22 protein-coding genes are annotated in these 26,534 nt (G+C 48.8%); 16 read left to right on the top strand and 6 right to left on the bottom strand.

Annotated features, from left to right (window positions below; all coding sequences use genetic code 11):
• Positions 1-316: 316 nt before the first annotated feature.
• Complete coding sequence (locus DUW71_RS14290; protein ID WP_199671231.1) at positions 317-763, top strand: cupin domain-containing protein; 447 nt, start codon at positions 317-319, stop codon at positions 761-763.
• On the opposite strand, the gene DUW71_RS14285 is transcribed toward DUW71_RS14290, so the two are convergent.
• Both DUW71_RS14285 and DUW71_RS14280 read right to left on the bottom strand, forming a co-directional pair.
• Positions 760-2,265, bottom strand: a complete 1,506-nt coding sequence (locus DUW71_RS14285; RefSeq protein WP_119395945.1) for an HD domain-containing phosphohydrolase — start codon at positions 2,263-2,265, stop codon at positions 760-762. The two genes, DUW71_RS14290 and DUW71_RS14285, sit on opposite strands and share 4 nt — an antisense overlap.
• Positions 2,258-3,880, bottom strand: a complete 1,623-nt coding sequence (locus tag DUW71_RS14280; protein WP_119395944.1) for a GAF domain-containing sensor histidine kinase — start codon at positions 3,878-3,880, stop codon at positions 2,258-2,260. Before DUW71_RS14280 ends, DUW71_RS14285 begins: the two co-directional genes overlap by 8 nt.
• Before the next feature lie 209 nt (positions 3,881-4,089).
• Here DUW71_RS14280 and ilvD point away from each other — a divergent pair, with 209 nt between their 5' ends.
• The 9 genes from ilvD to DUW71_RS14235 all read left to right on the top strand — a co-directional run bounded on the left by ilvD (position 4,090) and on the right by DUW71_RS14235 (position 15,415).
• A complete protein-coding gene (gene ilvD, locus DUW71_RS14275; protein ID WP_119395943.1) occupies positions 4,090-5,940 on the top strand; it encodes a dihydroxy-acid dehydratase in 1,851 nt (616 codons plus the stop codon).
• A 202-nt stretch (positions 5,941-6,142) separates the two neighbouring features.
• Positions 6,143-7,198 carry an A/G-specific adenine glycosylase gene (gene mutY / locus DUW71_RS14270; RefSeq protein WP_233546151.1) on the top strand — a complete coding sequence of 352 codons (1,056 nt, stop codon included), beginning with the start codon at positions 6,143-6,145 and terminating at the stop codon, positions 7,196-7,198.
• An 8-nt stretch (positions 7,199-7,206) separates the two neighbouring features.
• Entirely contained in the window at positions 7,207-7,476 is a 270-nt protein-coding gene (locus tag DUW71_RS14265) for an oxidative damage protection protein (protein ID WP_325048588.1), read from the top strand.
• A 183-nt stretch (positions 7,477-7,659) separates the two neighbouring features.
• Positions 7,660-9,126: a hypothetical protein gene (locus tag DUW71_RS14260; protein WP_119395940.1), complete on the top strand. Its 1,467-nt coding sequence runs from the start codon at positions 7,660-7,662 to the stop codon at positions 9,124-9,126.
• 180 nt (positions 9,127-9,306) lie between these two features.
• Entirely contained in the window at positions 9,307-10,671 is a 1,365-nt protein-coding gene (locus DUW71_RS14255) for a hypothetical protein (RefSeq protein ID WP_119395939.1), read from the top strand.
• 149 nt (positions 10,672-10,820) lie between these two features.
• On the top strand, positions 10,821-11,636 hold the full coding sequence (gene lgt, locus DUW71_RS14250) for a prolipoprotein diacylglyceryl transferase (protein ID WP_119395938.1): 816 nt from the start codon (positions 10,821-10,823) through the stop codon (positions 11,634-11,636).
• The gene (locus DUW71_RS14245; RefSeq protein ID WP_119395937.1) at positions 11,633-12,484 is read left to right on the top strand and encodes a thymidylate synthase; all 852 of its coding nucleotides are present in this window, start codon (positions 11,633-11,635) and stop codon (positions 12,482-12,484) included. The genes lgt and DUW71_RS14245 overlap by 4 nt, the downstream gene beginning before the upstream one ends.
• A 79-nt stretch (positions 12,485-12,563) precedes the next feature.
• On the top strand, positions 12,564-12,962 hold the full coding sequence (locus tag DUW71_RS14240) for a hypothetical protein (protein WP_158584135.1): 399 nt from the start codon (positions 12,564-12,566) through the stop codon (positions 12,960-12,962).
• 74 nt (positions 12,963-13,036) lie between these two features.
• A complete protein-coding gene (locus tag DUW71_RS14235; protein ID WP_119395935.1) occupies positions 13,037-15,415 on the top strand; it encodes a Lon protease family protein in 2,379 nt (792 codons plus the stop codon).
• Positions 15,416-15,428: 13 nt separating this feature from the next.
• On the opposite strand, the gene DUW71_RS14230 is transcribed toward DUW71_RS14235, so the two are convergent.
• Complete coding sequence (locus DUW71_RS14230; RefSeq protein ID WP_119395934.1) at positions 15,429-16,124, bottom strand: hypothetical protein; 696 nt, start codon at positions 16,122-16,124, stop codon at positions 15,429-15,431.
• Between the two features lie 143 nt (positions 16,125-16,267).
• On the opposite strand from DUW71_RS14230, the gene DUW71_RS14225 reads away from it, so the two are divergent.
• Both DUW71_RS14225 and acs read left to right on the top strand, forming a co-directional pair.
• Complete coding sequence (locus tag DUW71_RS14225; RefSeq protein WP_158584133.1) at positions 16,268-16,888, top strand: DUF2799 domain-containing protein; 621 nt, start codon at positions 16,268-16,270, stop codon at positions 16,886-16,888.
• Positions 16,889-17,078: 190 nt separating this feature from the next.
• Entirely contained in the window at positions 17,079-19,022 is a 1,944-nt protein-coding gene (gene acs, locus DUW71_RS14220; RefSeq protein ID WP_119395932.1) for an acetate--CoA ligase, read from the top strand.
• A gap of 41 nt (positions 19,023-19,063) precedes the next feature.
• Here acs and DUW71_RS14215 read toward each other — a convergent pair whose 3' ends face one another.
• Positions 19,064-20,008 (bottom strand): DegV family protein, encoded by a 945-nt coding sequence (locus tag DUW71_RS14215; RefSeq protein WP_119395931.1) that lies wholly within the window; start codon positions 20,006-20,008, stop codon positions 19,064-19,066.
• Between the two features lie 274 nt (positions 20,009-20,282).
• Between DUW71_RS14215 and DUW71_RS14210 the strand changes: the two genes are divergently transcribed.
• Positions 20,283-20,642: a protease complex subunit PrcB family protein gene (locus DUW71_RS14210; protein WP_158584131.1), complete on the top strand. Its 360-nt coding sequence runs from the start codon at positions 20,283-20,285 to the stop codon at positions 20,640-20,642.
• Between the two features lie 368 nt (positions 20,643-21,010).
• Complete coding sequence (locus DUW71_RS14200) at positions 21,011-22,597, top strand: methyl-accepting chemotaxis protein (RefSeq protein WP_119395928.1); 1,587 nt, start codon at positions 21,011-21,013, stop codon at positions 22,595-22,597.
• On the opposite strand, the gene DUW71_RS14195 is transcribed toward DUW71_RS14200, so the two are convergent.
• Positions 22,587-23,192 carry an SAM-dependent methyltransferase gene (locus tag DUW71_RS14195; protein WP_199671230.1) on the bottom strand — a complete coding sequence of 202 codons (606 nt, stop codon included), beginning with the start codon at positions 23,190-23,192 and terminating at the stop codon, positions 22,587-22,589. The genes DUW71_RS14200 and DUW71_RS14195 overlap by 11 nt on opposite strands.
• A 110-nt stretch (positions 23,193-23,302) precedes the next feature.
• Positions 23,303-25,105, bottom strand: coding sequence for a glycoside hydrolase family 19 protein (locus DUW71_RS18015; RefSeq protein ID WP_119395927.1), 1,803 nt, complete (start codon positions 25,103-25,105; stop codon positions 23,303-23,305).
• 288 nt (positions 25,106-25,393) lie between these two features.
• Here DUW71_RS18015 and DUW71_RS14185 point away from each other — a divergent pair, with 288 nt between their 5' ends.
• The gene (locus DUW71_RS14185) at positions 25,394-25,891 is read left to right on the top strand and encodes a hypothetical protein (protein ID WP_119395926.1); all 498 of its coding nucleotides are present in this window, start codon (positions 25,394-25,396) and stop codon (positions 25,889-25,891) included.
• A gap of 11 nt (positions 25,892-25,902) precedes the next feature.
• On the top strand, positions 25,903-26,502 hold the full coding sequence (locus DUW71_RS14180; protein WP_119395925.1) for a hypothetical protein: 600 nt from the start codon (positions 25,903-25,905) through the stop codon (positions 26,500-26,502).
• Positions 26,503-26,534: the final 32 nt, after the last annotated feature.

The following is a 26,534-nucleotide window of genomic DNA, read 5'->3' as shown; positions in this document are numbered from 1 at the left end:
ATTTAGGTTTTTACGACGGGCCAGCGGACGGCCCGGCCGGATAGCCCCAGCATGGAGGCTAACCCCGTAAACTTGCGCAGCAAGTGCTCTAACTGCCCGCAGGCAAATTAACCTATGTCTGTAGGTTTTACGAAGTCATGTGTTTTTGTGACTTCGGGAAACATGTCTCCCGAATCTCCGATTCGTAAGACCTACAAACCACTACTTTATCCACGCTTCATAAAGCGACTTTAGTGCATCGGCGAGCTAGTTGAGCGGTACAAACTGCTCAGCTAAACGTATCTAAGGTGAACTTATCGTAGAAAAAGAGTGCATGATGTCGGCTCAGTATTGGATAAATAAATTAAACCTTGAACGCCACCCCGAGGGCGGCTGGTATAAGCGTGTGCATACCAGTGAAAAAATTCAGCCAACAGACCGTGGCGACCGTAATCAGTTCACTTCCATTTACTACTTACTCGAACAAGGTGACTACTCGGCATGGCATCGTATTCAGAGTGAGGAACTCTGGGCTTGGCATGCAGGTGATACGCTAGCGGTGCACACATTAGTTGGCGACTCGGTGGCAACCATAGAACTGGGCGCAGACTGCCTACAGCATACTGTGCCAGCCAAACACTGGTTTGCCAGCCAACTAGCTAGCAAAGAGCACGGGTTTTGTTTGGTAAGCTGTGTCGTAAGCCCTGGTTTTGACTTCGCCGATTTTGAAATGGCGCAAGACTCAGATATCCCTGCAGCGTGGCAGCATTTGGTGCGCGCTTAGTCAGGGAACTCGCTGCGAATCGCTAAAAACTCATCAAGGTGCTCTAGCATTAAATCCACCAAGTTTGGGTCGAAGTGGCGGCCGCGCTCTGCTTTTAGTAGCGCAACAATCTTAGCTGTTGGCCATGCGGGTTTATAAGCACGCTCACTGGCTAGCGCATCAAACACATCAACAATCGCCGTAATTCGGCCAAACAGTGGAATTTCTTCACCTACCAAGCCACGCGGATAGCCTTTACCGTCCCAGCGCTCGTGGTGGGTATAGGCCACCTCGGCACCGGCATCTAAAAGTGGTAAGCCAGTACCGGCAAGCATTTGATAGCCCATTTCAGAGTGCCCTTGCATTAGCGCCCATTCTTCGCGGTCTAAGCGATCGGGTTTGTGCAGTACCGAATCAGGAATACCCAGTTTGCCCAAATCATGTAGAGGACTCGCGAGTTTAAGGGTGTCACACTCGAGGTCGTCTAAGCCAATTAATGTACCCAAGTGTGCCGCACAGGCCGATACTCGTTTAACATGAGAGCCGGTTTCGCCAGAGCGCCATTCAATGAGCTCACTTAAGCGTAAAATGATCTCACGCTGACCTTCGTTAATCATGGCATTGTGGCGCACGGTATCTAAAGCCGATGCTACGTTTTCGGCAAATAAGCGCACCATTTGCCTATCGGCATACATAGCTGGCAGCTTGTGCTCAAAATACATCCAGCATTGCCAGCGCTTGCCATTGATGCAGGCAACGTACTCGGTTTCACTTAGGCAATCTTTGCCATGCTTAACTTTTTCCTGCAGTGGTTGGGGCAACATAGCCAGATTAACCAAGCTACCCTCCCACTCAGCGAACTCACCGTAACCACAAATCACTTCTGGCTTTGAACCTGGCTTTTCCGGCTCGTTCACAACAATAATGGCGCGCTCAAAGTTAAATAAACTACCTAGCTGAGTCAGAGCACCGCCAATTAATTCTTGAATGCCATCATTGCTTAATAAATTGCGAGAGGCCATGACGATATGAGCCATGCCTTGGCGCGAACGCTCAATTTGCACCAAATCACGATAACTGCGCAGCGCACTCAACACAGCTGTTTGCAAGCGAGGCATCGACAGCTCGGTTTTATGGTAATAATCGTTAATTTCGTATTGATGCAGCACTTTCTGAACAGGCGCACTGCCAGGCTGACCCGTGCGCAAGATAATGCGCAACGAAGATAGCTGCAGTTCATCGCGAATTTGCGATACCAGCTGCAACCCCGCATCCTCGGTTTCCATCACTACATCAAGTAGAACGACGGCAAAGTCTGAATCGGTCGCGAGTAAACGCAGCGCCTCAGACGCACTACTAGCACACACCAACTCAACGTCGCGCCCTTCGAACTCGAAACTGGTCAGTGCTAAGCGAGTGGTAGCGATCACATGCGAATCATCATCCACTACCAAAATGCGCCAAGGGCATTTTTGCGCGTGCTCGACTGGCGTTTCCGCAGCAAATTCAAATAGATCAGACATGAGGTAATGCACCTGAGATTGTAATGATAAATTCCAAGCCACCACTGGTGCTGCGCCGCGCTTGCAGCTGACCACCTAATCGGCCGGTTACAATGTTGTAAACAATATTCAGCCCTAAACCTGAACCACCTTGCCCACGGCGAGTGGTATAGAAAGGGTCAAAAATCTTTGTTAGTTGGTCAGTGTGCACGCCTTTGCCGTTATCCGCAAAAAATAAATGTATACGGCCGTCACCCGCGGGTTTTGAGCTTATATCTATCCTAGGTTCACTGCAGTCGGCAAATGCGTGGGTGATAGCATTTTGTAAAAGATTGGTAGCAATTTGGCCAATCAAACCTGGGCTTGTGCGCAGCCGCACTCTGGGGTCGATGCCATTATTTACTTGCACGCGATGCTTTTTTAGAAGGTGCCCAAATGAAAAGATGACTTGGTCAAACCAACTGCGCAAATTAATTACCGACTCTCTTTCATCTAATTGCTCCACCGCCAGCGACCGAAAGCCATGCAATAGCTCTGCCGAGCGATCAATGTTGGCCGCCAGAATACTACTGCTTTCGTTTGCCCCTTTTAAAAAGCTCTGTAAGGCAGACTTGGTTAGCGAGCCATCATTTACTCGTTCGTCTAGCACTTCAATTTGCTCAGATATCCAGCTGCAAGCCATTTTAGCATTGCCAAGTGGCGTGCTAATCTCATGTGCCACACCTGTGACCATGCTGCCCAACGACGCCAATTTTTCCGACTCGATTAATTCATCGCGGGTTTTTTCTAACTCATCTATTTTACTGCGCAACGTTTGTGTACGTTGCGCAACTTTGTGTTCCAAGCTTTCGTTCATTTGTCGCAAGTTTAACTCGGTGCGTTTTCGGCGAATCACTTGTGATAACGCTGCACCAAAAAAGGCAAACAGTTGGCGTTGCCAGCTTGCCAGCGGCTGTTGGCTAATTAGGTTGTCACAGCTTATCCAGCCAATTGCTTGGTCATTGTCCCAAAGCGCAACCATTGCACTCCAGCCATGCCCCACTACTTTGCTGTTGTAGCGCAGCTCAATACTCGGCCAGTACGCAACATAATCGCGTTTTTGCAAAACTTGTTGCACTTCGGCTAAATCTGGCACATCGCCAACAAAGTAACGCTCATCCACCACGTTGCCATCTGGATCGGTACCATAGGTGCCATTCAGTTGCCGTGTTTGAGGGTCGATTAACATGATGGCGATGCGGTCGATTTGAAACACCTCGCGCCCACCCTGCACGGCGCAACGCAACAACTCATCCAAATCTGGTTGCTCGGCAAGTGACAGGGTTAAATCTTGTAATCTGCTTAACGTACCACGCACCCGTTCACTATTGGTCGCATCCTGCATGGGTCGCAATGACAAAATACTGTGATCATCAGCGTGAACAAGATTGCCAATATAGGTTTCGCCATCAAACTCAAACATCTGGCGACCGGCACGTTGCCAATCAACTTGTGTAAGGAATGCTTTGAACTCAGCATTTTCAGGATCAGTAAATAAAGCAGCCGCACTTAGGTTCCAGCGCAGCCATTGCTGCTGAAGAAACAAAATATAGGGACGATCACTTTGATCAAAGTTGGCGATCAGTACATCAAGCATGGGCGCTTAACTGTCCTTCTTTATTATTGTTGTGAATTGGCGTCTTCGGCTAGTTAGAAGTACCACGTTTTACAAGCAATCTAAAAAGATAACCAACAGCAAGTATGTGTCGATTTATTTACGCTTTATCCATCTAATAATGTAGACTATCGCGCGTTAGATTTCTGCCCATCTTTTTGGGCAGCCACTCACAAGACGAGGAAAGAGTTATGCCAAAGTATCGCTCTCATACGACAACTCAGGGTCGTAATATGGCAGGCGCACGCGCTCTGTGGCGCGCAACGGGAATGAAGGACGAAGATTTTCAAAAGCCAATTATTGCCGTGGTCAACTCTTTCACTCAGTTTGTGCCAGGCCACGTTCACCTAAAAGACCTTGGCCAACTTGTAGCACGCGAAATTGAAGCCGCTGGTGGCGTGGCAAAAGAATTTAATACCATTGCCGTGGATGACGGCATCGCCATGGGTCACGACGGCATGCTGTACTCATTGCCAAGCCGCGACATTATTGCTGATTCAGTTGAGTACATGGTGAATGCCCACTGTGCCGATGCCATGGTTTGCATTTCTAACTGTGACAAAATTACACCAGGAATGTTAAACGCTGCCATGCGTTTGAATATTCCATGTGTGTTCGTTTCGGGCGGCCCTATGGAAGCCGGCAAAACCAAATTAATTGACCATGGCTTAGACCTAGTCGATGCCATGGTAATTGCTGCCGACGATAGCGTCGACGACGAGACCGTTGCCGAAGTGGAACGCAGTGCCTGCCCTACTTGTGGTTCGTGCTCGGGCATGTTCACCGCTAACTCGATGAACTGCTTAACCGAGGCTATTGGCTTAAGCTTGCCAGGTAATGGCTCAACCCTTGCTACACACGCCGACCGCGAAAAACTATTTAAACGCGCCGGCCGACTCATCGTTGAAAACGCTAAGCGCTATTATGAGCAAGACGATGATCGTGTATTGCCGCGCACCATTGCTAGCTACAAAGCGTTCGAAAATGCCATGTCACTTGATATCGCCATGGGTGGCTCAACCAACACCATTCTGCACTTGCTCGCCGCCGCGCAAGAAGCAGGTGTAGACTACACCATGAAGGATATGGACGAGCTGTCTCGCCGTGTACCTCAGCTGTGTAAAGTGGCACCAAATTCGCCAAAATATCATATGGAAGATGTGCACCGCGCTGGTGGCATTATGGCTATTTTGGGTGAGCTTGACCGTGCAGGCTTGCTACATACCGACCTGCCAACCGTGCACAGCCCAACAATGAAAGATGCCCTAGCCCAATGGGACATCATGCAAACCGACGATCCAGCAGTAAAAGAATTCTATCGCGCTGGCCCTGGTGGCGTACCAACTCAAGTTGCATTTAGTCAAGATTCGCGCTGGCCAACACTTGATGGCGACCGCGCGAATGGCTGTATTCGCTCATTGGAGAACGCCTACTCGCAAGAAGGTGGTTTAGCAGTATTACATGGCAACCTAGCGCCAAACGGCTGTGTAGTAAAAACTGCTGGCGTTGACGAAAGCATTTTGAAATTCACTGGCCGTGCCCGCATTTTTGAATCACAGGATTCAGCCGTTAAAGCCATTTTGGACGACCAAATTGTTGCCGGCGACGTGGTGGTCATTCGCTATGAAGGCCCGAAAGGCGGCCCAGGCATGCAAGAAATGTTGTACCCAACGAGTTACCTGAAGTCGAAAGGTTTAGGCAAAGACTGCGCCCTAATCACCGATGGTCGCTTCTCGGGTGGCACCTCTGGCCTATCTATTGGCCACGCTTCACCAGAAGCCGCTTCAGGTGGCCCTATTGCTTTGGTTGAAGAAGGCGATACGATCATCATCGACATTCCAAACCGCAGCATTGACATTGATATCTCTGATGATGAAATTGCTCGCCGCCGCGAAGCAATGGAAGCGAAAGGCGCAGACGCTTGGAAGCCAGTCATCACTCGTGACCGTAAGGTGAGTGCGGCTCTAAAAGCTTATGCCATGCTAGCCACCAGTGCCGATAAAGGCGCAGTACGCGACCTAAGCAAGTTAGAAGATCGCTAGTCATATTACGACGCGTAGGTTTTACGAGCTAAAGGCTCGGGAAACATTGCCCTTGTTGCACACGTTGCCCGGCCACAAAAGAACGTGGCCGTACAACCTACTTGAGTCCCCCGAGTGCATTTATCGGGGGTCTTGCTTCTAAAACATGGCTAATTTGCCAACTTTTACCGTACCAACCCCTTTTCAACAACACCTGAGTTCCATGTCTTCATTTTCGCAACGCATCATCGATTGGCACCTTGCACACGGCCGCCACAACCTGCCATGGCAGCACGATAAATCCCCGTATCGCGTTTGGGTTTCGGAAATCATGTTGCAGCAAACTCAGGTCGCCACGGTTATTCCGTATTACGAGCGTTTTATGCAACGCTTTCCCAACGTGCATAGCCTAGCGGAAGCAGAGCAAGACGAAGTACTAGCGCTGTGGACAGGCCTAGGTTATTACGCACGTGGCCGCAACCTACACAAGTGTGCGCAAATATTAGTTACCGAGCATGGTGGAGAGTTTCCGCCAACGCTTGACGAAGTAATTGCTCTGCCAGGCATTGGCCGCTCGACGGCTGCCGCTATTTTAAGCATTTCGCGCAACTACCCTGCGGTAATTATGGATGGCAACGTTAAACGCGTGCTTGCTCGCCATATTGGCGAAACACGCTACCCAGGTGAGCGCCAAGCCGAAAAGGATTTATGGCAAGCTGCCGAAGAGCGCATCCCGCAAGAGCCTGAGGCGAGTGCTAACAACCTTTATGGCATTTATACCCAAGCCATGATGGATATGGGTGCGATGATTTGCACTCGCAATAAACCACTATGCAATGACTGCCCAGTGGCAAGCGATTGCACAGCTCTAGCTAAGGGGCTTACAGCGGAGCTGCCAACACGCAAGCCGAAAAAAGAAAAGCCAGTTCGCCAATGCGTAATGCTCATTTTGCGCGATGAACAAGGCAAGCTTTACTTGCAGCAGCAGCCATCTTCTGGCTTGTGGGGCGGGCTATATATCTTCCCGCGCTTCGATGACATTAACAGCGCTTGGCATTGGCTCGACAAACAACCATTGCAAGCCAGCGGCGAGCCAGAAACCTGGAGCGACTTTCGCCATACTTTTACGCATTTCCATCTCGACATCACGCCCGTTTTACAGCCTGTGGTAAACTCGGGCATTGCCGAGCAAGGTGGTGCGTGGGTAAAAGCCCATGAACGCAGCATTGGCTTAGCTCGCCCCACTGAAAAGTTATTGAACAAACTCACGCTATTGTAGGAGCCATCATGCGCACCGTATTTTGCCAGCGTTTACAGCAAGAACTGCCCGGCCTTGAGCAACCACCCTTTCCAGGGCCAAAAGGCCAACACATTTTTGAACATGTAAGTGCCCAGGCTTGGCAAGAATGGCTTGAGTTCCAGCGCCAGCTGATTAACGAAAAGCACCTTGAACTCACTAATCCAGATACACGCAAGTACCTCATGGCACAGATGGATAAGTATCTCGCCGGCGAAACATTTGAAAAAGCCGAGGGCTTTAAGCCTAGCGCCGAGTAATTCGGTTAGTAAATAAACACCAGTTCATCTTTCGGTCAGTCTTGTAATTGAGAAACTGGCCTAGCATGGTATAGTGCCCCCGCATTTTTTGTTTAAAACTGTTACTCTCACTGGCAGCACTACAAATTTGTGCTACGCACCTGTAGGAATAAATGGTGCTGCCAACATTAGAAAGGACTTACCATGCTTAAGAAGCTTCCTTTGGCCATTTTGGCCGCTTCAACTGTTACTGCTACCATGGCAGCTGACAACTTTTCTAAAGACAACGCTGTTGATGCAGTGGTGATCCAAGACAATGTCTGGAGCAACCCCGCTGCATTAAATAACACGCCGAACCAAGTTTCTGCTGCCTCAACTAACGGTACCTATGCCACTGGTGGTGTGGTTTTTGAATATGCAGGCCAGAAAATGGGGCTACATGTGGGCAACCAAGTTGATTTTGCCTCTCCTCTGTACGACCTTGATGCCGAAGACGCAGTTGGTGGCGATATAGACGGTTTCAATTTTGATGCTGAAGGTATTTCTGTAGCCAAAGGTCTTCTTGCAGACAACGATAATGAAGCACCGCCGCAAAATGGTTCAATTGATTACTTTATCGCAAGTTCTTGGGGCGGTATTCGACTTGGATATACTACTTACTCAATTAGTGGCCTAAGCGCGATTGAACTGGGCTTCCTAGGTGACACGATTCCTTACACTGAGACTGAGCATAACTTCGCAGCGTCCCCGAACAACTTTAGTGCAGTTGTTGCTCAGAACGAAGCCGCTTTTTCTGCGTCTGAAGTTAATGCTACATTTGGTTCAATCAATAATCGTGGTGGCTATAGCTTTACATTCAGTCTTCCATCATTCAACGGCTCAGACAACCTTGAATACCAAGGCAAAACCACGAATGGTTCAACCTCAACAACATACGACTACGATAAAGAAGTATACGCTAAGAGTAACTTTAGCTTTGCAGTAGATGGTGGGTTCAAGCAATTCCTGAGCCGCTCATTTTTCCTATCGGGTTCTGCTTCATATGCAAGGTTAAACAGCAGCTCTCGTAGCTTTGAGCGCAGCGTTACAACTTCAGGCTCAAACCCAGGCTTTGTAGAAGAAACTATCGAAAATAAGCTTGATCTGGTTAGCTCAACAATTCGTGCTGCTGGTGGCATTGGTGGCGTTGTTCGCAAAGGTCCATCCACTTTCCGCTACACTCAAGATGCAGAGTGGATTCTGGCTGGCGTTACTGGAACAGTGTATGACGATCAGACCACCACTGGTGCAGGTTCGACTACAGTAACTGGCAAAGAGACAGATGTTTTGGCAACTGTAAACTCTAGCGTTCACATTGTTAACCTTCCTTTTGCTGCAAGTGCAGAAGTTGCTGCTGGCGAAAAGTGGACTTGGCGTGCAGGCATTGAAGCGAACCTTGCTTCAATAACTTTTGGCAAAGTAACAGCTACACCTACTAAACCCGAAGGCGGCAGCCGCGTAGATGACTTTACTTCTACAGTTGCTAAACCATCTGGGATTAAAGTTTTGCCGGAATCACTAGCCTCATTTGGCATTGGTTACAAGCCAGTTTCTGATTTCGAAATTAATGCCCAGCTAGAATCAAGCTGGTCAGACATTTTTGGCCGCGTAAGCGCTAGCTACAGCTTCTAAACTGGTCAAAATCTGTCACTAGCTGACAATGAAAGCCGCTCAATCGAGCGGCTTTTTTGTTTATCGCTGTCGCTATGCTGGCATTTTGTAGCACTTAAGATTTTATGCTGCACTTGCATGACTTTTGCTCTATCTTCTGTTCTATTTTGGGCACTAGGGCAAATTTACTGAAGCAGGGCTATGAAACAAATCACTATCGCAAGCATTGCTGTTGCACTGGGTGCATCAGCTTGGGCTACAGACAACCTAAGTTTTCAGAATTCTTTAAGCCAAGTCGTTGTGCAAGACAACCTCTGGTACAACCCAGCGTTAATCGCCGATGTTAAACAACAGGTGGCCGCTACAACGGGTGGTAATGGTGGCGTGGCGTTTAATGCATTCGATCAAACCATCGCCATTCATGCTGGCAAGGTGAGCACCCCACAATTTGATGGCATGGATTATTTGGGCTCAGGGCGTTTGCCAACGGCCGCTGATGCTGTCGATATCTTTGTTGGTGGCAAGCTTTTTGGGCAGTCCGGCCTCCGACTAAGCTTGGTGCAAAACACTGAAAGCGAGCCGGCCGTTTACCAAATCGCCGCACCGGGTGGTGGTACCATCCATTTAACCGAAGAGCCTCATACGTTTGATGCCAACGGCGACCAACTAAGTGCTGAATTTAGGGGCAACACCGAAACCACCGCCTACAGCAAATACGGCATTTCATTTGGCCAAGTGCAACCCAAGTTTGCTTATAGTGCTGGCATTAGCGTGCCATTGTTTAATAACCAACGCCTAATTGATTACACCGCTACCAATGCTCAGCAAGGCAGCGCTACATTAACCACTGAGTATAAAGAAAACGAGCAGGCGAAAAGTGGCTTGAGCTTTGAGCTGCACAGTAATAATCGCTATTACTTTCAGCCAACGCTATATCTGGGGGCCGATTTTCAGCTTAATCGTTATGTCACGGAAGGTATCGTCTCACAGCTCGAGATTACAACAGGTGCCGAAGACAATGAGTCGCAAACTCAGCGTAATTTTAGCAAGTTGCAACTTGTTGGCGACTTGACCCTTGGCCTTATTCGCCAATCTGGCGCCAGCACACTTCGCATTGAGCAAGGCATCGGTTATGAGCGAGTATCGGGTAAAGATGAGCAATATGCCACCGAGGTGCGCGGTGCAAACGACCCAACAGGGGTAGAATCGTCGAGCAATGCAGTAGAACAAACCATTCGTTTGCCATTGCATGCATCTATTGAAGCCAAAACGGGCGACAAATGGTCATGGCGCGCTGGTGTCAAAGCCGATTTATTAAACTGGGTGATCAATAAAACCCTCACCGATAAAAACGAACCGGGGCCAAACGGGTTTGAGCTTGAGTACACCAAACTCGATAGCAAAGGTAGTCGCCGAGTAACCGATGGCGCCGAGTTGTTATTGGGCTTAGGTTGGCAGCCAGTTGAGAAGTTGTCGATTAATGCCGTGCTTAACCAAGCATTCATTACCGAAGGCTTATTCGACAACGGCCTAGCTAGCCAAGTGAGTGTGAGCTACGAGTTTTAATAGGCCTCACCACTAAACCCAAAATTGACGTCGGCGTCTGTGTTTTAGTGATTGTGTGCCCAGTATTTGCCATACTAGGCGCATACACTTAGCATTCGAACCTCTGGTATAACCAGCTTGCCATAAGCAAGCTAGCGTTAAGGACGCCCATGCAATTTCCTAATATTGATCCTATTGCTTTTCAGCTAGGGCCACTTGCCATTCATTGGTACGGCCTCATGTATGCCATCGGCTTTTTTGGTGGCTTGTGGCTTGGCAAATTAAGAGCACGCACGCAGCCATGGCGTGGCTGGTCAACTGAACAGGTAGATGACTTACTGTTTTATGTGGTGGCAGGCATTATTATTGGTGGCCGCCTAGGTTCTACCTTCTTTTATAACTTCGATAGTTTTATTGCCGACCCAATTTCGATATTCCGCGTTTGGGAAGGGGGTATGTCCTTCCATGGTGGTTTCTTAGGGGTAGTAGCTGCTGTGATTATTTTTGCCAAGCGCAAAGGCAAAAGTTGGTTTGAAGTGGGTGACTTCGTCGCTCCACTGGTACCACTGGGCATCGCGCTTGGCCGCTTGGGTAACTTTATTAACGGCGAACTCTGGGGCCACCCAACCGACGTACCATGGGGCATGATTTTCCCCGGTGCCGATGATCAACCACGCCACCCGTCTCAGCTGTATCAAATGCTAGGTGAAGGTTTTACCCTCATGATTGCCTTATGGTGGTACTCGAATAAACCTCGTCCTCGTATGGCAGTGTCAGGCTTCTTCTTGGTTGGTTACGGTATTTTACGCACCGCGGCAGAGTTTTTCCGAGTGCCTGATGCCCACATTGGTTACTTGGCGTTAGACTGGCTAACCATGGGCATGATGCTCAGCATTCCAATGATTGTTGTTGGCGCTGTGCTAATGGCCCTTGCCTATAAACAAGGCAAAATGGACGTTTACGACGAATCAGGTAAAAAAGCATGAACCAGTATTTAGCACTTTGTCAGCGCATTATCGATGAAGGCGTATGGGTTGAAAACGAGCGCACTGGTAAGCGCTGCCTAACCGTTATTAATGCTGATCAAACCTATGATGTAGCGGGTAATCAGTTCCCGCTCATTACAACGCGCAAAAGCTTCTGGAAAGCGGCCATTGCCGAACTGTTGGGCTATTTGCGCGGGTATGATAGCGCCGCCCAGTTTCGTGCTATTGGCTGTAAAACCTGGGATGCCAATGCCAATGACAATGCAGCCTGGCTCAACAACCCAGTTCGCAAAGGCGAAGACGATATGGGCCGCGTGTATGGCGTGCAAGGCCGTCGCTGGCAAAAGCCTAATGGCGACACCATCGACCAGCTAAAGAAGATCATTGATAACCTCACCAAGGGCATTGATGATCGTGGTGAAATTCTAACGTTTTATAATCCAGGCGAATTCGACCTAGGGTGTTTGCGACCTTGCATGCACACGCATACCTTTTCGCTACTGGGTGACACCCTATATTTAACCTCTTATCAGCGCTCATGCGATGTGCCATTAGGGCTTAACTTCAACCAGGTGCAAGTATTCACCTTGTTGGCGCTTGTCGCCCAAATTACCGGCCACAAGCCGGGGCAGGCATACCACAAAATCGTCAATGCTCATATTTATGAAGATCAGCTTGAGCTGATGCGTGATGTGCAACTAAAACGAAAACCCTTCCCTTCGCCGCAGCTTAATATCAATCCAGATATTAAGTCGCTTGAAGACTTGGAAACCTGGGTCACCTTGGATGACTTTGAAGTGGTGAACTACCAACACCATGAACCGATTGCTTATCCATTTTCGGTTTAGTTAATAAAGTCACCGAAGGCGCAGGCAGTGAAGTTTTGTGCTTAACTAAGAGCATTGTAAAACCAGCTGGGTGATCAAGTTGAAACAGTTTTTGTCTCTGATGCTAAGCTTGCTGTCTGTTGCCATATTAAGCGCCTGTGGTGGTGGCGATGAGGATGCCGACCCGAACGCATCGCCAACCCCAGAGCCCAAGCCACCAGAAGAGCTGGTGCAGGACCTCATTGATAAGCGTTTGCCACTAGGTTGGAGTGTTAAAACGTTCACCATGAAAAGCCCAACGGGCTCGGTAGAAATCGACATCGCCTCGCCGTACGATTTTGAGTTCGAGAAGAAGCCTGACTACTCCAAAGAAACCACCATCTTGGGTTTGTGCCCACGCGCGTTTGAGCTAGCTGCGATAGAACAAAGTGGCCTGAAACTCACATTGATCATTAACGGTGCCAACCGTCAGAGCTTCCCGTCTATTACTTGCCCTTAAGGGTTTACTTCTTCCATTGCCAGAACTAGCGCTTAGCGCTAGGCTGGTGGGCTGTATTAAGAAGGAATACCGCTTTGCAACTATCTGCCGATCAGCTAAAACATCAAGTTTCCCTAGCCCACCTTGAAATCGAAGATACACGTGAATTAACGGGTAGCGCAGACTTTCTTGGCCAACCGCGCGCCAAAGAAGCGCTCGAATTTGGTGTGCGCATGCATGGCGGCGGCTACAACCTATATGTTATGGGTGAAAACGGCACTGGCCGCCAGTCTTTGGTTTCTCACTATGTAAAGCAAGTGGCTGCCAAAAACAGTGCCACCAATGACTGGGTCTATGTGCATAACTTCGACCAACAGCGCGACCCCATTGCCATTGAACTTGTCGCAGGGCAAGGCAAAAAGTTACTGGCCGATATGGAAGGCTTTATCAATGACCTGCTCGACACCTTCCCAGCTACGTTTGAGAACCCAAGTTACCAGCGCAAGCGAGGCTTAATTGAAAAGAGCTTTGGCAAACGTTACGACCAAGCCATTGCCGAAGTGGAAAAAGAAGCCAACAAGCACAATATTGCGGTATTTACCGAAGAAAACACCTTGGTTTTTACGCCCGTTTTAGAAGGCAAACCATTAGACGAAAATGAAGTTGCTCAGCTGCCAGACGAAGTTCGCTCGCAAGTAATCGAAATCATTGGTGAGCTGGAGGACCTACTATCAGAAGCATTATTAGAGCTACCACAATGGAAGCGCGAGACCAACGAGGCATTACGTCAGCTTAATATCGACACCATAGAGTCAGCAGTTAAGCCATTATTAAAAGATTTAGAGCACCAATGGCACTCAAACATTCAGCTGCAAAAGTTTTTCCGCCAAATTAAGCAGCATATTGCCCGTATTATTCTGGAGATGTTTGCCGATGACGTGCTTGGCGAAGTACGCCCCGACAACGAGCGCCGCCAGCAGCTGAATGCGGTTTTTCTGCCTAACTTACTGGTTAGCCGCGAGCCCGAAGATGGTCAAGCCGTGGTGTACGAGCTACTACCCACTTGGCAAAACCTATTTGGCCGCATTGAGTATTCTATCCAGCAAGGGGCGCCAACTACGTCTTACCAGTACATTCGCCCCGGCGCATTGCATAAAGCCAATGGTGGTTATTTAATTCTGGATGCCGAAAAGCTATTGGTTGAGCCGTTTGCATATGAAAGCCTAAAGCTTGCTCTGCAAACCAAAGAGATCAACATGGAATCGCCTTTCCATGAGTCTTCGATCTATAACCCAGTTACTTTAAGCCCAGCACCCATGCCGATGCGGGTAAAGATTATTTTAATTGGCTCGCGTGAGGTGTATTACCAGCTGCTAGACATGGATCCAGAGTTCAATGAGCTGTTTCGGGTATTAGTCGATTTCGACAGCACCCTGCCCCGCACCGAAGACACCAAGCATCAGCTAGTGCTGCGGGTAAAACATTACGCTGAAGAACGGGGTTATTTGCCAGTCGCCCGGCAAGCGTTAGAGCGGTTAATTGAGTTTGGCCTGCGCCAAGCTGAGCATCAGGACAAGATCACCGCGCGAGTCATTTCGATGTTTAAGGTGCTAGGCGAAGCAGAGTTTATTGCCCGCCAGAAAAACAGTGACCGCATTGAGCGCACACACGTCGTCAAAGCCCTAGTATCCGCAGAGCGTCGCAACGGGCGCATTGCCGAGCAAATGCATGAAGAAATTAGCGATGGCACCATTCTAATTGACTGCGACGGTGAGCGTACTGGGCGGGTGAATGGCTTAACCGTGATTGAAATTGGCGAAAGCCTATTTGGCTCACCGGCACGTATCACCGCCACTTGTTATGCCGGCAGCAAAGGCATTGTTGATATTGAACGTGAGGCAGAGTTAGGCCAAGCCATTCACACCAAAGGGGTAATGATTCTTACCGGTTATTTTGGTCATACCTTTGGTCGCGACTTCCCATTGCACTTCAGCGCCAGCATCGCCATGGAGCAGTCTTATGGTTATGTTGATGGTGACTCAGCGACCGTTGCCGAAACCTGCGCATTGTTGTCGGCCATTGCTGAGGTGCCGGTAAAACAAAGCATTGCCGTCACCGGCTCAATGAACCAGCACGGCGATATTCAAGCAGTGGGGGGCGTGAACGAAAAAATTGAAGGATTTTATCGTTTGTGCAAAAGCCGTGGCCTAAACGGCAAACAAGGGGTGATTATCCCGCGCGACAACGTGAAGCATCTAATGCTCAACGATGAAGTGGTCAAAGCGGTCAAAGATGGCGAATTTAAAGTATGGGCAGTCAGCCATTTGTTTGAAGCCGCCGAACTGCTTACTGGCATGCCAGCCGGTAAAATCAATGACCAAGGTGAGTTCCCTGAAGGCACGCTCAACCACAAGGTTTACCAGCGCTTAAAAGCCCTGCATGATGCCGACTTGGAAGGAGAAGAAGAGGAATAGCCGCTTTTTGCGGCTAGATTCCGAACAAGCTTAGATGGCCAGCATTATTGATGCAGTAACTGTCTGCCCAGTGCACGCCGTACTGCCCACCAACAATGCCGATGTGTAGATTTAGGCTAAAGAACAAGCAGTCGGCCAAGGTAATCTCTGGCTCTGCTTTCACTATGGTGTGCGAGCCTAACTGGCGATACCCTTCGATGAGTGGGCGTTTTGCCAAATACTCGAACCCAGCTGTGGCAATATTCTGCTGAAAAGTTGTATTGAGGGCGGCGACCGATAGCTCAGGCTTTGCTTGGGCGAGAAACTTTTGCCGCAGCTGTTCGGTAAAATTATGCGTAAAATTGAGCTCTACAAGGCGCGAGCTTCTGCTTGGCAAGCCGTCTTGCAAAGAGATGGTGCGCGCAAGCTTGGTATTGGTCAGTGAGCATTGGATGTTAATTGATACCACAGGAATGTCTTTCAGCATGCTCGACAAGGAATTGCTATCACCCGTGCGAGTATCCGTTCCCGCCAGTACAGCCTGGCGTTGATGATCCTGGCTCCAATCTAGTTCCGCCCCTTTACTTATTCGATGCAAATGCAAAGCTTCCCCTAACTTGATGGCACTAATGTTGGGTTCTATCAATGTAGAAACCGCCTCTAATGAAGTGCGCATCTCGCGGTGAACTTTTTGCGAGCTAACTAGTTTGTGGGCGGTTGCGTCCAGCATCCACTCCTCCTCGATAAATCCATTTACGTCTACTAATCTGAATGCTAGCGCAATTGTTAGCAAACATCACGACGCAAATGTTTTTTATTTTTAAATTATTGGCGCAAGATTATCTCGAAGCGCCAAATTTTAGGAGAGTTATCATGAATACTGTTAGATTATTGTTCTGCTTTGTGGTGTCTATCACGCTAGCCGGTTGTGCGGCAATGAACGAAAACGAATGCAGAACCGCAAACTGGTACAACATTGGCCTTGAAGACGGTAGCCAGGGTAGAGAAATGAGCAACTTGAGTAGCTACCGCCAAGCATGCGCTGAGTATGGCATTACTGCCAATGCTACTGAATACAGTCAGGGCTATAACGAAGGTGTAGTGAACTTTTGCACACCACAAAAAGGCTATAATCTTGGCCGCAACGGTGGATCATACACAGGCATCTGCCCGTCGCCGTTAGAAAAACCTTTTGTAAATGCCTACCAACAAGGTCAAAAAATCTATCAACAAGTGCAGCTCGTTGAACAAAATAAAACTCGAATTTCAGCGCTGGAAGAGGAAATTGCCGCTCTAAGCATTGCTGTGAACGAAACGGAACAACGCTTACTCGCTCCTGAGCTAACACCTGAAGCGCGAAAAGCCGAGTTAGACTTATTGCTCAACCAACAGCGACAGCAAGCAAACGCTGAGGCTGAACTAAAAGCAGCCATACAACAGCGGGTAGCAAGCGAAGTAGAACTTGAGCGCTTACGCGCTGCCGCACCTTACTAGAACGCTCTCCTTTTGGTTAGGCGGCAAACCTTGCTGCCTAACCATCATCAAATCGAAATTGCTTTGAGCTGCATCATTGTCTTGCAAGACTGCGATAATTATCGGAAGCTAATCACTGACTGGATCCTGGCAATTCGAGAAAACCGACTATTCTCGTAGCCACAAGAACAAAAAAACACAGGAGACCGAGATGTCAGAAAAAACCTATGCAGTACCGAAGTGGGCAGCGGAACGAGCACTAATTAATAACGAACAGTACGAGGCGATGTATCGCCAATCTGTTGAAGACAACGAAGGCTTCTGGCGCGAACACGGTCAACGTGTTGACTGGATCAAACCCTACTCAGCGGTTAAAGATGTTAGCTTTAACAAAGATGACCTACATATTCGTTGGTTCCATGACGGCACTTTAAACGTTGCCGCCAACTGTATTGACCGCCACTTAGAAAAACGCGCTTCACAGCCTGCAATCATTTGGGAAGGCGATGATCCTAGCGAAGATCGTGTTATCAGCTACCAAGAGTTATCAGAAGAAGTGAACCGTTTGGGCAACGCACTTCGCGCTCAAGGGGTTAAAAAAGGTGATCGTGTAACCATTTATATGCCAATGATCCCTGAAGCATCATTCGCCATGCTAGCTTGTGCTCGCATTGGTGCGGTGCACTCAGTGGTATTTGGTGGTTTCTCACCTGAAGCGCTTGCTGGTCGTATCATCGACTGTGAATCAACGTTTATCATCACGGCTGATGAGGGCCTACGCGGTGGTCGTCAGGTGCCATTGAAGAAAAACGTTGATAAAGCACTAGAGCACCCAGCTGTGGGCACGGTTGAAAAAGTACTAGTAGTTAAGCGCACCGGTGGCGATGTCGCATGGGATGACAGCCGTGACGTTTGGTACCACGATGCGGTAGAAGGCCAGTCAACGGATTGTCCAGCCGAAGAAATGAACGCTGAAGATCCATTGTTCATTCTGTATACGTCTGGCTCAACTGGTAAACCAAAAGGTGTACTACACACGACTGGCGGCTACCTAGTCTACGCGTCTATGACGCACCAATATGTATTCGATTACCAAGACGGCGACATCTACTGGTGTACTGCTGACGTTGGTTGGGTTACAGGCCACTCGTACATCGTTTATGGCCCACTTGCCAACGGCGCCACAACGCTAATGTTCGAAGGTGTGCCAAGCTACCCTGGCATCGACCGTATGGCACGCGTTTGTGAGAAGTGGAAAGTGAATACACTTTACACTGCTCCAACGGCGATTCGCGCACTAATGGGCGAAGGCATGAAAGCGGTTGAAGGTGTTGACCTATCTAACCTGCGCCTACTTGGTTCAGTTGGTGAGCCAATTAACCCAGAAGCTTGGGAGTGGTATCACAAGGCATTTGGCCGCGAAGAAGCACCAATTGTTGATACTTGGTGGCAGACTGAAACGGGCGGCATCTTGATCACACCACTACCTGGTGCAACCGCATTGAAGCCAGGTTCGGCAACTCGCCCATTCTTCGGTGTAATGCCTGAATTACTGGACGCCGAAGGTGCGGTACTTGAAGGCGCCGTAGACGGTAACCTAGTGATTGCCGACAGCTGGCCGGGTCAGATGCGCAGCGTATATGGTGACCACCAGCGCTTCATCGATACCTACTTCTCAGCTTATGATGGCAAATACTTCACTGGTGACGGTGCTCGTCGTGACGAAGATGGTTACTACTGGATCACTGGCCGTGTGGATGACGTTCTAAACGTTTCTGGTCACCGCCTAGGTACAGCAGAAATCGAATCTGCACTGGTAGCGCATGAGTCAGTCGCCGAAGCAGCTGTTGTTGGCTTCCCACATGACATCAAAGGCCAAGGCATCTACGTTTATGTGACGCCAATGCAGGGCATCTTGCCAAGCGACGAGCTGAAGAAAGAGTTAGTTGCGCATGTACGCAAAGAGATCGGCCCAATTGCTTCACCGGATCAAATCCAGTGGGCGCCGGGCCTGCCTAAAACTCGTTCAGGCAAGATCATGCGTCGTATTCTGCGCAAGATTGCTGCCAATGAGTTTGAAGCTCTAGGTGATACGTCTACGCTCGCAGACCCTAGCGTTGTAGATGAGCTAATCGAAACGCGTCAGAACCTGTAAGAGATATTTACAGTAAAAAAGCCGGGCTCGCCCCGGCTTTTTTATGCTAGCGGTTCGCCTTCAGTCACTAATGATAAACACACCGCTTCAGGGCCAAGATTTAAGCCACCGGTTAAATTCATGACACAGCTTAACAGCGTGACATTCGCTGTCTTGCAGGCTTCCTCTAGGGTTTGAAATGCCGCCATGGCTCGCAACTCATCCAACTCGCCAGCATATGATACGTTCACATATGGAAATGTTAGATTGCCCTGCACTACCTGGTCGGTGGCGTAGTCCAATAGCTGGTCAATGGCGTTTTGGCGGCCTCGAACTTTTGCAGCAACCTGGTTGGCGTTGTTTTGCAACAGGATAATCGGATTGATATCCAGCGCCTTACCCATCATGGCACCTAGGGCACTAACGCCAGATACGCCTTTTCTGCGTGCACGCTCTCGCACATAGCCAACACTCTTTGGCACGGCATAAGTGCTAACCGTTGCTTTAAAATCGTCTGCCAGCTTGCGTAAATCTTGGCGTTTGGCACCGGCTTTGAGCGCTTCACTGGTGTATAGAGCAATCAGTCCCTGTCCGGTAAACACACTAGTCGTATCGATCACTCGAATGCCGAACATACCCGTTCTGCCCGCTTGCTGGCGAACAGTTTGGTATTTTTTAAGAATACTTTGGCTTGCTTTGCTGGCGTTATCAAATATAGGGCTATTGCCACTGGCAACGGTTTGCACAAAAACGAAATCGTGGTGGGAAACAAGGTCCGAGAGAATAAATTGTTCAATTTCTTCGGTTGTGTACGGAACCGAATCAGCGTCGTTGTCGTTCGTTAACAAGCCCTTGTTATAAAAGTCCAACAGGTGACTGTCACTTTTTTTGTCTTTGTATAGTTCACCATTCACTTTGATATTGATTGGCAAAACCTTGATGTTAGATTGCTCGATCAGTTGTGCTGGCAAGTCACATGCAGAATCAACGACTAATACAACGCTCATTAAGAGACCCCTCTGGAACTAAATTAACCCAAGTTACATTCCACGACTGACGCTTAGCCCTATTTACAGCAAGGAACGGCAAACCCGGAAGTATAGCAACCCTTATGGGTAGCTTTTTAGAACATGCTCAATTAATGCCATCTCATCAACAACCACTCTGCTTTAGGCCTTATTCTGTTTAAAATGATAGCATTCCATTAAGTCTAGTCGGCATAATAGCCAATCAAGTTCAGTTTAGGGGTAAGTAAGCATGTTATTGTCGGGAGTCCTTGCTATGTCTTTGTTTCATTACTCTGGCGACACGTTTCGCGTACTTGATGAAGGATTAAACTGCACTGTTTACGAGCCTACTGCTGAACTCGTATCGCATGCTGAGTCGGGTGACAATGAACAAGCAATCATAATCGCCATGGGGGAAAGAAGCTCTGGGGGGTACTATTTTCAGGTTCAAACCAATAATGCCGAACTTGCTGGCACAACGATTAAGCTCGACATAACACAAGTAGCGCCTGAACCAGGAATGATCACGACCTCTGCATTAACCTCACCCTGTATTACGGTTGCGGTACCAAAAGCTTGGCAAACGGCAGAATCTGTGGCGATCAACAATGCAGAGTTTTCTATAGCGAGGTAGTTTATGGCGTGGCAGCCAATGTCATCATTATACATTGAATACAAAAAGCATTTTTTACATCAGCAACCGTTATCGATTTGCATTGATGGCACCACCATTGCAACCGTATACCCTGGCGAGAACAAGCGCATGAGCTGGGGTAAAAGTTCCAGTACCCTGTTGGTACGTTCAAACAAACAACAGTCAGGTCCTGCAGCCCTTCCCGAAACGGGCGCTGATTGTTTTTTTGTCATTACTCGCACGTTAACAGGAAAGATTAAATTAACCACTGCAACTTCAGCTTAACTTTTTACAGTGAGTGCCGAATCAACAAGGTATAGATGGCAAAAAGTGCCTATGCTTGAACTACCACGTTGAATGGAGTTGTTATGGACCTAACGATCGCACGTAAACTTATTATCTCCTTTGCCATCGTTTTAGCGCTGTTCGCCGGCACGTCTACCTTCATAGTAATACAAGAGGCACAAATCACGGACATCACGACTGAAGTGGCGGAAGATGACGTGCCAGGTGCGTTCCTGTATATGCAGTTATTGGACGAACTAGGTGACATCAACTCAGCTGTGTTTTTGCATATCGCTGGTCAAGATAGTGCCATCGACGCCTACAGAGAAGATCGCGCCGAGCTGCTACAATTTCTCGATGAGCTAAAAGCAATAGAAAACCCAGACCAAACAGCAGAACTAGAAGAATTAATCGATGAGTTGTTAACGGCCATTGACCAGCAAGTATTTGGCAGCAATGAGCACCAAGGTAACTTTGCCTTAGTCGGTGAAATTGCACAGCGTTTTAGCGTTCAATTAGAAAATTTGCTTGAAGCGGGCTCTAGTGAGGAACGAGAAGATGCCGCCCAGGCGATGATTGAAATCAAAGCCAAGCTTGGTTTGCTAAGCCAAACTACCATTATCATTACTCTAATTTCTTTTGCCTTTTCGGTGTTGGTTATCTGGTTATTAACCACCTCTATACGCGGAGGGCTTAACGAAGTAATGGTTCAAGCAACAGCCATTGCTAAAGGCGATTTAAGCCTGCCGCCTCTTGCCCGAAAGAACAAGGACGAGATATTCGCCGTCTCCAATGCGGTCAACCAAATGCAAAGCTCGCTTGTGTCCTTGATCAGCCAAATAAAGTCTGTTTCGCGACAAGTAAAAGACAATAGCGACACGCTCTCGGAAGTTAACAGTCGAGTGACCAGCGGCTCACAAGAGCAAGCACAGCGTGCTAGCCAAATTGCAACCGCCGCAGAAGAAATGAGCCACACCATTAGCGAAGTAGCTCAACAAAGCACCAATGCATCCGCGATTGCTTCGCAAGCCGGCGACAGCGCCAAAGGTGGTGGCCAAACCGTTAACCAAATGGTGGATAGCATCCGTGAAGTCTCTAGCACCATCACCGACCTCTCGGCATCGATTGGCAACCTTGGAAAGCGCAGCGAGCAAATTGGCCAAGTCATCAAAGTGATTACCGACATTGCCGAGCAAACTAACCTACTCGCTTTGAATGCCGCGATTGAAGCAGCTCGAGCAGGCGAGCAAGGCCGAGGTTTCGCAGTGGTCGCCGACGAGGTGCGCGGCCTAGCAGAGCGCACAGCTCAAGCGACTAAGGAAGTCTCGGAATCTATTAGCGCCATTCAAAATGAAACCAACGTGGCTGTGAGCAAAATGGAAAACAGCACCAAGGTAGTTGAACAAGGCGTGTCGTTGAGTGACGAGGCGATCAATGCTTTGTCTGCTATTGTTGAGCAAGCCCAACAAGTAAATGATGTGATTAATTCTGTTGCTGCAGCTGCGGAGCAACAAACTACAGTAACCAAAGAAATTAACAGCGATATCTCACACATTGCCGACATCGCCTCGCAGTCGGTATCGGCAACGCAAGAAGCCGACGAAACCAGCCGCAGCTTAGCACAACGAGTAAACGAGCTTGATTCAATGGTGGCGCAGTTTAAGGTTTAACCGCAATACACTGCACAACAGCGGCGAGGCCATTGTGACCTCGCCCTTCAACCACTACTCGCTCTAGCTCAGTTAAAAACTGAAAGTCCAGCCCATCGAACTCCTCTTCGATAGAATGGGTCGTCATCATCATTTCGGCCTTTGGCGGCCCACCTGTTTTATGCTTCAACTGCTGCGGCGTATAGGCTTCGAGTATCAGTACACCATCACTTTTTAGTGTGGTAACAATGCTCTGATGAATTTGCTTACGCGTAGCGACAGGGAAGTGCGCAAAAATCGCGACGACAGCATCAAAGTGGCTACACGGCCACTGCCAATCAGCCAAGTCGGCTTGAATGGCTTCGACCTGCACACCTTCGGCTTTCGCTAGGTTGGTAATTTTATCTACGCCTGCTGGCGCAATCTCAACAGCCGTAACATGACAACCAAGCTTCGCCAGAAAAACTGCATTACGCCCCTCACCTTCAGCAACACACAGCACCTTTTTTCCGGCTAACCCTTCGGCTTGCTGCAGCAAAAAGTCGTTTGGGTGGGTACCATAAATGTACTCGTCTTGGTCATAGCGTTGCTGCCAAATATCTTTAATGTCCTGCACTGGCGTATCCACCTAATATGATAAAAAAAACCATCGCCGCAGCGATGGTTTTTAAGGCTAGGTTGTTATGTGCTCTGAAGCAACACTTAGCAACCGTTCAGGTAGGTGTATTAGTTACAGGCACCTACTTTAGTCCACGCATAGCTGCCAGCCCAACCGGTTGGGGCATATGCACCACCTAGTGAGCACCAGCCACCAACCGTGCACTGGTAAACATCGCCACCTAGGCTAACTTCATCGCCCGTTGCATAGGCGGCGCCATCAACATAGGCTGCAGCACAGCTAGGTGCTGGTGTGACTGTTGGTGTCGCTGTCGGCACTGACGTTGGCGTAGCCGTTGGAGTCGGTACTTCAGTCGGCGTAGCCGTTGGTACTGCGGTTGGTGTTGCGGTAACAACTGGTGTCGCCGTTACCACAGGAGTCGCCGTCGGTGAGGCGGTAGGAACAGTGGTTGGTGTCGCAGTTGGTGAAGTACCAGCGTCGATTAGCTTCCAAGGGCCGCCAGCCGTTGGCTCGTCACCCTGTGTCCACCATTTCGCTTCATATACACCACCAGCAAAGCTTACCTGATCACCGCCTGTGTACACCTTAGAAGCCTGCCATGCTGGCACGCCTGGCGTTACCGCATCACTTGGCACTGGCGTTGGCGTAGTAATTTGGTCGTCAGCCACTATACGAATTTCTGGCCAGTTTTTATGCGTACCCCAAAGGTTGGTCACACATGCCTCGTAGTCACCTGGTACTAGTGCTGAAAACGCTGTTTGATAGCCAACCAACTGACACTCAAATGAGTAACCTCCAGGGCGATCTGAGTAGTATGTCCAATCTTGGTCATAGTTAATATACAGCGTGTCTTCTGGTGCCGGTTTTACTTGGGTGTAAGGCTTTTGCTGCCAGCAGGTGTTCTTCTCATCGGCTTCTACTGGAATGTTGTAGTAGGCCGCTAGGTCTTCCCAGTAGCTAATGCGGTTAACCGGCTGGCCTTTCGTTTTGTTTTGCTCGCCACACTCTAGACCACCATTAATAATGTTAATTGTGGTACCAAAGCCATAACCAATACCGGCGTCAATTTCTGCCTGTGACGGCGACCAAGTGCGGTCGATCACGTGTAGCATTGATGGTTTAGGCGGTTGCGGGTAAACAAAGAAGAAGATGGCTGACGCAAGGTTTAACCAAGAGTCTGCTACACGACCAGGATCATTCAACAACACCGTTGCATCACCAAACATGGCTTCAGAGAATGCACCATAGTTGTAGTGGTAGCTTAGCTGCTTAGCACCACGGCCGAAGTAGCTTACGTATGAACCGTCTGGGTTTTTACCACACGGCCATTTGCGAGTTTGCCAGTTGTCTTCGGCACATTCGCTGTTATAGCCGCCAGCATCACCTTCGTTCCAACCCATTTCACGCACATGCACCAATGCTTGGCGCCACTTTGGAATACCGGCGTTGGCATCATGACCGCCAGTTTCTTGGGCAAAATGAGCAAATGCTGTGACAACAGACTTTTTACAAATTGCATCGGCATCGCGGCCATCGGCGTAATCACCACAGAATGCTGGGAACTTACCCACGGCTCGTAAAAAGCGAGTGTAAGTGTACTCTGGCGCCGCCATTTGAGTTAAGAAGTTCCATTCAGATTCTGGGAACACTCGCTCTAAGCGCTTAACGTTATCTGGATTCGCTGCACGCCCTGGCACAATTTGCTCTACTTCAGCATTAGGCAGAGTGCGAATGGTTTCAGACCAAAGCGCATATGCTGGGTTGGCCGTTTTATTTGCCTCAGCCGCAGCCACATCGCTTTGCGAAACGATATATCCGTTTGGGTTATCTGGGTCGACCTGAGGGTTCATTGCAAAGCTAGATGCAGCGAGCGTACAACCTGCTATTGCAGTTGCGAGAAGACGTTTCATTTAAATCACCTGTCGTGCCATTGTTATTTTTGTAGGCATTGCTGTTGGATTGGCACCGATTTCAGCACCTATCCAATAGTGCAAGCTAATTGGCAGTATCGTCAACTAGTGAGCATGCTTTTGTGTAGTAGGACACATTTCATCAATAACATACATTGAAAAATTTTTGTTCTTGCTGTGGATCAGTTCGCGCCTGAACACCCTATCAAATCAATTGATCCGAGTGCGGCAATGGGAAAATGGTTGCAAATAGCGATTTACTAAAAAGATATAGAAAAAGGACATCCAATGAAGCGACTCTTTCTTGCCACCACTGTAAGCATTGCAGTGGCCGCGCAAGCCGATCTGTTGATTGTTGAATCACACCTGCTACCAGCCATTGAGTTGAGCTGCACCGAAACTGCCCACCCAACTGAGGTATCACCAGCGCTGCACTTGTCGGCCGCAATTGAAACACCGCACTACCTTAGGTTTGGCTTGGGCGCTAGCAACACTTACCTGATATGCGAAGACAATAATGCAGCCCACTCTAATTTGGCCTACTTCGCATTTATCGGCGCTCACAAAACATGGCTATCAAGCAAGCACTTCATGCTTTCATCGAGTGCCGAATTAGACGTTATATTGCCTGGCTATCTGGAGCCCAACGTAAGTACCGGCCTTGCATATTACCCACAAGTAGACCCAGTGCGGATTGCTTTCGATAGCAATAATTGGCAGCTGCGCTTGTCACTAGTGAAGATCCCTGAGTTTACCCCAGGCATTCATATCGGTTTTAATTTCTAAGGAGCACCACCATGGATGCACTACCAATTGATACACAATTATGGGATCAGCAAGTTCGCGTTGTGATACAAACCTTTGCGCCAGCACTAGATTCAACAGCCGACCAGATTGACACCCGCAGCGCCGTGAATGGTTTACCTCAGGCGGGGTTAGCTCTGGAATATGTACTAGATAGCAATCGGCCTAAGCAGGTGCACTTTTTTGGCATTGAACTGAGCCAGCAGATCGATTGTAAATACGGTCTAGTCGACGACATGAAGACTTCGTCGCCGGACGTAAATACAACAACCGACACGGCTGATGTTGTTCAGCCAGGAAAGGTATGGCGAGATTATGATTGCGCGCTAGCGCCTGAACTCGCGGCTTATTATGGACGCCAATTTAACTGGCAACAATCATCTCGCTGGACAGTTAGCACGCAGGTAGCAGCTGGATTAGCAGTGGAGGCTTTTAACTCTAATGACGAGTTAGACGTGCACCTAAATATAGTGCCAATCAACGCTCAGTATCAAACTAGTGGTGGCTTCACAATTGCTGCAGGGCTAGACATTGCACCACTGGCATACCAAAACGAGGGGCTTGTTCGGTTATCGATGGGGAGGCGGTTTTAAAAGGAATTGAGCACTTAGTTAGTGCTCCACGC

Origin of the sequence: Salinibius halmophilus, from assembly GCF_003577475.1 — a bacterium.
Classification (GTDB): domain Bacteria; phylum Pseudomonadota; class Gammaproteobacteria; order Pseudomonadales; family Natronospirillaceae; genus Salinibius; species Salinibius halmophilus.
Note: the sequence above shows the minus strand (reverse complement) of the source record. Positions and strands in the feature narration are given on the sequence as shown.

Coding starts and splice junctions, on each gene's coding strand:
- DUW71_RS14290 (WP_199671231.1), top strand. CDS start 317: ATGTCGGCTCAGTATTGGATAAATAAATTAAACCTTGAACGCCACCCC.
- DUW71_RS14285 (WP_119395945.1), bottom strand. CDS start 2,265: ATGTCTGATCTATTTGAATTTGCTGCGGAAACGCCAGTCGAGCACGCG.
- DUW71_RS14280 (WP_119395944.1), bottom strand. CDS start 3,880: ATGCTTGATGTACTGATCGCCAACTTTGATCAAAGTGATCGTCCCTAT.
- ilvD (WP_119395943.1), top strand. CDS start 4,090: ATGCCAAAGTATCGCTCTCATACGACAACTCAGGGTCGTAATATGGCA.
- mutY (WP_233546151.1), top strand. CDS start 6,143: ATGTCTTCATTTTCGCAACGCATCATCGATTGGCACCTTGCACACGGC.
- DUW71_RS14265 (WP_325048588.1), top strand. CDS start 7,207: ATGCGCACCGTATTTTGCCAGCGTTTACAGCAAGAACTGCCCGGCCTT.
- DUW71_RS14260 (WP_119395940.1), top strand. CDS start 7,660: ATGCTTAAGAAGCTTCCTTTGGCCATTTTGGCCGCTTCAACTGTTACT.
- DUW71_RS14255 (WP_119395939.1), top strand. CDS start 9,307: ATGAAACAAATCACTATCGCAAGCATTGCTGTTGCACTGGGTGCATCA.
- lgt (WP_119395938.1), top strand. CDS start 10,821: ATGCAATTTCCTAATATTGATCCTATTGCTTTTCAGCTAGGGCCACTT.
- DUW71_RS14245 (WP_119395937.1), top strand. CDS start 11,633: ATGAACCAGTATTTAGCACTTTGTCAGCGCATTATCGATGAAGGCGTA.
- DUW71_RS14230 (WP_119395934.1), bottom strand. CDS start 16,124: ATGCTGGACGCAACCGCCCACAAACTAGTTAGCTCGCAAAAAGTTCAC.
- DUW71_RS14225 (WP_158584133.1), top strand. CDS start 16,268: ATGAATACTGTTAGATTATTGTTCTGCTTTGTGGTGTCTATCACGCTA.
- acs (WP_119395932.1), top strand. CDS start 17,079: ATGTCAGAAAAAACCTATGCAGTACCGAAGTGGGCAGCGGAACGAGCA.
- DUW71_RS14215 (WP_119395931.1), bottom strand. CDS start 20,008: ATGAGCGTTGTATTAGTCGTTGATTCTGCATGTGACTTGCCAGCACAA.
- DUW71_RS14210 (WP_158584131.1), top strand. CDS start 20,283: ATGTCTTTGTTTCATTACTCTGGCGACACGTTTCGCGTACTTGATGAA.
- DUW71_RS14200 (WP_119395928.1), top strand. CDS start 21,011: ATGGACCTAACGATCGCACGTAAACTTATTATCTCCTTTGCCATCGTT.
- DUW71_RS18015 (WP_119395927.1), bottom strand. CDS start 25,105: ATGAAACGTCTTCTCGCAACTGCAATAGCAGGTTGTACGCTCGCTGCA.
- DUW71_RS14185 (WP_119395926.1), top strand. CDS start 25,394: ATGAAGCGACTCTTTCTTGCCACCACTGTAAGCATTGCAGTGGCCGCG.
- DUW71_RS14180 (WP_119395925.1), top strand. CDS start 25,903: ATGGATGCACTACCAATTGATACACAATTATGGGATCAGCAAGTTCGC.